General features: G+C 69.0%; 8 protein-coding genes. 4 read left to right on the top strand and 4 right to left on the bottom strand.

Annotation, left to right across the window (positions count from 1 at the left end):
- The first annotated feature begins 136 nt into the window (after positions 1-136).
- The 4 genes from R6V09_RS42130 to R6V09_RS42115 all read left to right on the top strand — a co-directional run bounded on the left by R6V09_RS42130 (position 137) and on the right by R6V09_RS42115 (position 2,424).
- On the top strand, positions 137-640 hold the full coding sequence (locus tag R6V09_RS42130; protein ID WP_317886771.1) for a nuclear transport factor 2 family protein: 504 nt from the start codon (positions 137-139) through the stop codon (positions 638-640).
- A 268-nt stretch (positions 641-908) separates the two neighbouring features.
- The gene (gene folB, locus R6V09_RS42125; RefSeq protein WP_317886770.1) at positions 909-1,268 is read left to right on the top strand and encodes a dihydroneopterin aldolase; all 360 of its coding nucleotides are present in this window, start codon (positions 909-911) and stop codon (positions 1,266-1,268) included.
- On the top strand, positions 1,265-1,876 hold the full coding sequence (folK, locus tag R6V09_RS42120; protein ID WP_317886769.1) for a 2-amino-4-hydroxy-6-hydroxymethyldihydropteridine diphosphokinase: 612 nt from the start codon (positions 1,265-1,267) through the stop codon (positions 1,874-1,876). Before folB ends, folK begins: the two co-directional genes overlap by 4 nt.
- Before the next feature lie 59 nt (positions 1,877-1,935).
- The gene (locus tag R6V09_RS42115; protein WP_317886768.1) at positions 1,936-2,424 is read left to right on the top strand and encodes a DUF3180 domain-containing protein; all 489 of its coding nucleotides are present in this window, start codon (positions 1,936-1,938) and stop codon (positions 2,422-2,424) included.
- Between the two features lie 158 nt (positions 2,425-2,582).
- On the opposite strand, the gene folE is transcribed toward R6V09_RS42115, so the two are convergent.
- The 4 genes from folE to R6V09_RS42095 form a co-directional block, all read right to left on the bottom strand.
- Positions 2,583-3,188 (bottom strand): GTP cyclohydrolase I FolE, encoded by a 606-nt coding sequence (gene folE / locus R6V09_RS42110; protein ID WP_317773667.1) that lies wholly within the window; start codon positions 3,186-3,188, stop codon positions 2,583-2,585.
- A gap of 133 nt (positions 3,189-3,321) precedes the next feature.
- Positions 3,322-5,355 (bottom strand): ATP-dependent zinc metalloprotease FtsH, encoded by a 2,034-nt coding sequence (gene ftsH, locus R6V09_RS42105; protein WP_317886767.1) that lies wholly within the window; start codon positions 5,353-5,355, stop codon positions 3,322-3,324.
- Positions 5,356-5,541: 186 nt separating this feature from the next.
- Entirely contained in the window at positions 5,542-6,102 is a 561-nt protein-coding gene (gene hpt / locus R6V09_RS42100) for a hypoxanthine phosphoribosyltransferase (RefSeq protein ID WP_019070220.1), read from the bottom strand.
- Between the two features lie 65 nt (positions 6,103-6,167).
- On the bottom strand, positions 6,168-6,823 hold a 656-nt coding region (locus R6V09_RS42095; RefSeq protein WP_317886766.1), incomplete at its 5' end, for a tRNA lysidine(34) synthetase.

Here is a 6,823-nt window from a genome sequence, read left to right as displayed (position 1 = left end):
CGCACGCCGGCGCGTGGGCGGTGCGCGTCCACGAGGTGCACGCCACCGCGGACGCCGTACGCGTCGCACGCGCCGTCGAGGGAGCGCGTGCCACCGGCGCCCGCACGGCTTCGCACACCAGCTCCGAGGGAGCCCGGTGAGCGCCCCCCACACCGACGTCGAGCAGGTCGAACTCGCCAACACCGCGTTCTACGAGACCCTGGAACGCGGCGACTTCGACGAGCTGTCCGCGCTCTGGCTCACCCCGGCCGACCTGGGCGTCGACGAGGAGTACCACGACCCCGCGGACACCGGCGTGATCTCCTGCGTGCACCCGGGCTGGCCGGTGCTCACCGGGCGCGGCGAGGTCCTGAGGTCGTACGCGCTGATCATGGCGAACACCGACTACATCCAGTTCTTCCTGACCGACGTCCATGTCTCGGTGACCGGCGACACCGCCCTGGTCACCTGCACGGAGAACATCCTCAGCGGCGGCCCTGCCCCCGACGACAGCGACGAACTCGGTCCGCTCGTCGGCCAGCTCGTGGTCGCCACGAACGTGTTCCGGCGCACCCCCGAGGGCTGGAAACTCTGGTCGCACCACGCGTCCCCGGTCCTGGCCGAAAATGACGAGGCCGAAGGCGACGAGTCGCCCTCCTGAGCGGGTAGGCGATCCCGGAGGAGTCGGCCGGAACCCATCAGGACCAAGAAGTGGTTGGAATCACGAACCGGCGGGTAGGGGCGGCTACCGACCCATGAGCCGCCGGGTTCCCCGGGGGAAACGGTCGATGAAACCTGCGGACCCTGACAGCGCCCACGCCCTCGCGGCCCGGCACTGTCAGTGCCCGCAGGTAGATTCGTTCGAGGCCGGTGTACCGCCCGCACCCGGTACGAACCGGCCACCACCGACGATTGCAGGAGTGATTCGCGTGGATCGTGTCGCGCTGAGCGGCCTCAAGGCCCGCGGCTACCACGGCGTGTTCCCCAAGGAGCGCGAAGAGGGCCAGACCTTCATCGTGGACATCGTCCTGGGCCTGGACACCCGGCCTGCCGCCGCCGACGACGACCTGACGAAGACCGTGCACTACGGCATCGTGGCGGAGGAGGTCGTGGCCGTCGTCCAGGGCGAGCCCGTGAACCTCATCGAGACCCTGGCCGAGCGCATCGCGCAGACCTGCCTGAAGCACGAAGGGGTCGAGGAGGTCGAGGTCCGCGTCCACAAACCGGACGCCCCGATCACCGTCCCCTTCGACGACGTGACCGTCACCATCACCCGGAGCCGAGTATGACCTTCTCGTTCACCGAGGGTCACAGCGACCCGACCGTCCAGCCGGTACCCGCCTCCGTAGTACGGCAGGTGGACGCCGCCGACACCACCCTCAGCAACCCCAGGCGCGCCGTCATCTCCATCGGCGCCAACCTCGGCAACCGCCTGGAGACCCTCCAGGGAGCCATCGACGCCCTGGAGGACACCCCCGGCGTCCGCATCAAGGCCGTGTCACCCGTCTACGAGACGGAGCCCTGGGGCGTCGAGCCCGGCAGCCAGCCCTCGTACTTCAACGCGGTCGTCGTCCTCAAGACCACCCTGCCCCCGTCCTCCCTGCTGGAGCGGGCGCACGCGGTCGAGGAGGCCTTCCACCGGGTCCGCGAGGAGCGCTGGGGCGCGCGCACGCTCGACGTCGACATCGTCGCGTACGCAGACGTGGTCTCCGACGACCCGGTCCTGACGCTCCCCCACCCGCGCGCCCACGAGCGGGCCTTCGTGCTCGCCCCCTGGCACGACGTGGAACCCGAGGCGCAGTTGCCCGGCCGCGGCCCGGTCGCCGCCCTCCTGGACGACATCACCCGTGACGGCGTCGCGCCCCGCAAGGACCTGGAACTCCGGCTGCCCGAGTAGTCGTTAAGGTCGAGACGACCACAACGCCCGGACAGGGCACGGGGAGCTGAAGGGACACCGTGAGAGAGCTGCGGATCAGGGTGCTGGCCGGCGTGTTCGCGATCGCCGGAGTGCTGTCCTGGGCGGGGGCCCGCCTGTGGAGCGCGGTGGGGACCCTGCCGAGCGTCCCACTGGCCGCCCCCATCGTCCTCGCCGTGATCGCCGTGGTCCTGCTGGCCACGGCGCTGTCCCTGCGCGCCCGCCTCAAGGCACAGCGCGAGCGCCGCCCCGGCGCCAAGGGCGTCGACCCCCTGATGGCCGCCCGCGCGGTCGTCTTCGGCCAGGCCAGCGCCCTGGTAGCCGCCCTCGTCTCCGGCATGTACGGCGGCACGGGCGCCTATCTCCTGGAGTCCCTGGACATCCCGGCCCGCCGCGACCAGGCCATCTACGCCGGCTTCTCGGTCCTGGCGGGCATCGCGGTAATAGTCGCCGCGATCTTCCTGGAGCGGGTCTGCAAACTCCCGGAGGACGACGACAACAACGCGGCAGGGGCAACGTCGGTCACCTGAGGCGCCCCAAACGGGACTGGGCAACGCCGGTCACCTGAGCGCCCCAAAGGGGCGCGGGGCAGTGTCGATTTGCGGCTCCGCCGCGCGGGCGCGACCAGCCACAACGGACCGCGCCCGACAGCCGACCCCCGCCCGTCCCTGTCCACCCGGCGGAGCGCCTAGCGAGCCATGATCAAGCTCATCGCCTCATTACGCGTAGCCGGATCCCGCAACTGCCCCCGCACCGCCGACGTGATGGTCTTCGCCCCCGGCTTCCGCACACCCCGCATCGACATGCACATGTGCTCGCACTCCACGACGACGATGACACCACGCGGCTCCAGAATCTCCATCAGGGAGTCCGCGACCTGCGTCGTGAGCCGCTCCTGCACCTGAGGCCGCCGCGCATAGACGTCCACCAGCCGCGCCAGCTTCGACAACCCGGTGATCTTGCCGTCGGCGGACGGGATGTACCCGACATGAGCGACCCCGACGAACGGCACCAGATGATGCTCACAGTTGCTCAGGACCTCGATGTCCTTGACCAGGACCATCTCGTCGTGCCCCAGGTCGAACGTCGTCGTCAGCACATCCTCGGGCTTCTGCCACAACCCCGCGAATATCTCCTTGTACGCCCGCGCCACCCGCGCCGGCGTCTCCCTGAGCCCCTCACGGTCCGGGTCCTCGCCGACCGCGATCAGCAGTTCGCGTACGGCGTTCTCGGCGCGCTTCTCGTCGAAGACGCCGATCGTTCCCTCGCCGTCCAGCGTCACGGGGTCGGTCATGGCGGTGCCTCGTTCCTGTGCGGGTCGCGCGTGTGCGGACACACGCCTCAGTTGCGGGCATATGGAAAAGCCGCGCCCCCCAGGCTAAATCCAGGGGGGCGCGGCTTCCATTTCGGGCCGTGTGAGACTCGCGTCAGTTCTCGGGGCGGTCCTCCGGGGCCTTCTCCAGCGTGGGAGAGGACTCGGCGGTCGCACCAGCGGTGATCGCGGGACCCGCGCCGTTCGACCCGTTCGTCAGTGACAGCTCCTTGGGGGAGAGCACCGGCGGGCGGGTGGACGGCGTACGGCGGGAGGAGCCGGTCCAGGAGGGACGGGCCGGACGCCGGACGATGGGAGCGAAGACCTCGGCGATCTGCTCCTTGTTCAGCGTCTCCTTCTCCAGCAGCTGGAGGACGAGCGCGTCGAGCACGTCACGGTTCTCGACCAGGATTTCCCAGGCCTCGTTGTGCGCGTTCTCGATGAGCTTCTTGACCTCTTCGTCGACGAGCGCGGCGACCTCTTCCGAGTAGTCGCGCGGGTGCGACATCTCCCGGCCCAGGAAGGGCTCGGTGTTGTCGCCGCCGAACTTGATCGCGCCGAGGCGCTCGGTCATGCCGTACTGGGTGACCATCGCGCGGGCCGTGGCGGTGGCCTTCTCGATGTCGTTCGCGGCGCCCGTGGTCGGGTCGTGGAAGACCAGTTCCTCGGCCGCGCGTCCGCCCAGCATGTAAGCGAGCTGGTCCAGCATCTCGTTGCGCGTGGTCGAGTACTTGTCCTCTTCCGGCAGGACCATCGTGTAGCCCAGAGCACGGCCTCGGGAGAGGATCGTGATCTTGTGGACCGGGTCGGAGTTCGGGGAAGCCGCCGCGACCAGGGCGTGGCCGCCCTCGTGGTACGCGGTGATCTTCTTCTCCTTGTCCGACATGATCCGGGTCCGCTTCTGCGGGCCCGCGACCACACGGTCGATCGCCTCGTCCAGCATGAAGTTGTCGATCAGCTTGCGGTTGCCTCGGGCGGTGAGCAGGGCGGCCTCGTTCAGGACGTTGCTCAGGTCCGCGCCGGTGAAGCCCGGCGTACGGCGCGCTACGGCCGACAGGTCGACGTCCGGTGCGACCGGCTTGCCCTTCTGGTGGACCTTGAGGATCTCCAGACGGCCCTGCATGTCCGGGCGGTCGACCGCGATCTGGCGGTCGAAGCGGCCGGGGCGCAGGAGGGCCGGGTCGAGGATGTCGGGCCGGTTCGTCGCGGCGATGAGGATCACGCCGCCCTTGACGTCGAAGCCGTCCATCTCGACGAGCAGCTGGTTCAGCGTCTGCTCGCGCTCGTCGTGACCGCCGCCGAGGCCGGCGCCGCGATGGCGGCCGACCGCGTCGATCTCGTCGACGAAGACGATCGCCGGAGCGTTCGCCTTGGCCTGCTCGAACAGGTCACGGACTCGGGAGGCACCGACACCGACGAACATCTCGACGAAGTCGGAACCGGAGATCGAGTAGAAGGGCACCCCGGCCTCGCCGGCGACGGCGCGGGCCAGCAGGGTCTTGCCGGTGCCGGGGGGGCCGTACAGGAGTACGCCCTTGGGGATCTTGGCGCCGACGGCCTGGAACTTCGCCGGCTCCTGGAGGAACTCCTTGATCTCGTGCAGTTCCTCGACGGCCTCGTCGGAGCCCGCGACGTCCGCGAACGTCGTCTTCGGGGTGTCCTTGGTGATGAGCTTGGCCTTGGACTTCCCGAAGTTCATGACTCGGGAGCCGCCGCCCTGCATCTGGTTCATCAGGAACAGGAAGACGACCACGATGAGGACGAAGGGGAGCAGGGACAGCAGGATCCCGACGAAAGCGTTCTGCTTCGTCGGCGACACCGTGTAGCCGTCCGGAATCTGCTTGTCCTGGTACTTGGTCTGCAGCGTGGCCGCGAGGTCCACGCCCTGGTCGCCGATGTAGCTCGCCTGGATCTTGGAGCTGCCGTCGACCTTGGTGCCGCTCTTGAGCGTGACCTTGATGGTCTGTTCGTCGCCGGTGGTGATCTTGGCCGACTCGACCTTGTTGTCATTGATCGCCTGGACGACCTGGCCGGTGTCCACCGTCTTGTAGCCGCCGGACGAGCCGACGACCTGCATCAACACGACCACGGCAAGGACGGCCAGCACGATCCACATGACCGGCCCACGGAAGTATCGCTTCACGTCCATCCATACGGAGCGAATTCGCTCCGTCCCTCCTGCCATAGTGAGTTTGATAAAGACAGTTCTTCTGACCGTACCCCAGCCATGTTGCCCGAAGTCGCACGGGACGGCTGGGAGACGTGTCTGCATGCTCCAACGGCGCGAAACCCGCTGGGGTTCCCGATCGTCTTACAGGGCTTGGGCCGAGTGGCCCTAGCCGCCGTAGACGTGCGGCGCGAGCGTACCGACGAACGGCAGGTTGCGGTACTTCTCCGCGTAGTCGAGGCCGTATCCGACGACGAACTCGTTCGGGATGTCGAAGCCGACCCACTCCACGTCGATGGCGACCTTGGCCGCCTCCGGCTTGCGCAGCAGGGTGCAGATCTTCAACGAGTCGGGCTCGCGGGAGCCGAGGTTGGAGATCAGCCAGGACAGCGTCAGACCGGAGTCGATGATGTCCTCGACGATCAGGACGTGCTTGCCCTTGATGTCGGTGTCGAGGTCCTTGAGGATCCGCACGACACCGGAGGACTGGGTGCCCGCGCCGTACGACGACACGGCCATCCAGTCCATGGTGACGGGGGTGGACAGTGCCCGGGCGAGGTCCGCCATGACCATCACCGCGCCCTTGAGGACGCCGACGAGCAGCAGGTCCTTGCCCGCGTACTCCGCGTCGATCTTCGCGGCGAGCTCCACGAGCTTCGCGTCGATCTCTTCCTTGGTGATGAGCACCGACTGGAGGTCGTCACCCATGTCTTTCGCGTCCACCCGCATCACTTTCGGTCGTCCAACCGGCTACTACCTGGCCCCGCCCCCGGAGGCCCGGAGGGGGTGTCGATTCAGCCTTGCCGAATCACCAGTCTGCCACCCTGGCGCTGGGCGACGACCTTGCCCGGGAGATTGATGGCTCCCTGGCCGCGCCAGCCGGTGATCAGGCGGTCGACTTCCTCGATGTGCCGGGCGAACAGCGAACCGGCCGGGGCGCCCGCCTGGATGGCCGCGCGGCGCAGGATGCGGGGGCGCACGGCGGGCGGCAGGGCGTAGAGCTTGGCGCACTCCAGGAGGCCGGTGGCGTCCCGTACGGAGGCCTCGGCCTGGCTGGCCCAGGTGTCGAGGGCGTCGGCGTCGTCCCGGGAGAGTTGCGCGGTGCGGGCGAGCGCTTCCACGACCCCTTTGCCGAGCGCCTTCTCCAGGGCGGGCAGGCCTTCGTGGCGCAGGCGGGAACGTGTGTACGCGGGGTCGGCGTTGTGCGGGTCGTCCCAGACGGGCAGCGACTGGACCATGCAGGCCTTGCGGGCGGTCTGCCGGTCGAGTTGCAGGAAGGGGCGGCGGTAACGGCCGTCGGCCCCCGAGACCGCGGCCATTCCCGACAGGGAGCGGATGCCCGAGCCGCGGGCGAGGCCGAGCAGGACGGTTTCGGCCTGGTCGTCGCGGGTGTGGCCGAGCAGGACGGCGGCGGCGCCGTGGCGGGCGGCGCAGGCGTCGAGGGCGGCGT

This window comes from Streptomyces sp. W16, from assembly GCF_033194735.1.
Lineage (GTDB): Bacteria > Actinomycetota > Actinomycetes > Streptomycetales > Streptomycetaceae > Streptomyces.
The sequence above is the reverse complement of the archived record's forward strand: the minus strand, read 5'-3'. Positions and strand labels throughout refer to the sequence as shown.

Excerpts from the sequence above, each read along its gene's own strand:
- folE (WP_317773667.1), bottom strand. The coding sequence starts at position 3,188 with ATGACCGACCCCGTGACGCTGGACGGCGAGGGAACGATCGGCGTCTTC.
- folK (WP_317886769.1), top strand. The coding sequence starts at position 1,265 with ATGACCTTCTCGTTCACCGAGGGTCACAGCGACCCGACCGTCCAGCCG.
- ftsH (WP_317886767.1), bottom strand. The coding sequence starts at position 5,355 with ATGGACGTGAAGCGATACTTCCGTGGGCCGGTCATGTGGATCGTGCTG.
- hpt (WP_019070220.1), bottom strand. The coding sequence starts at position 6,102 with ATGCGGGTGGACGCGAAAGACATGGGTGACGACCTCCAGTCGGTGCTC.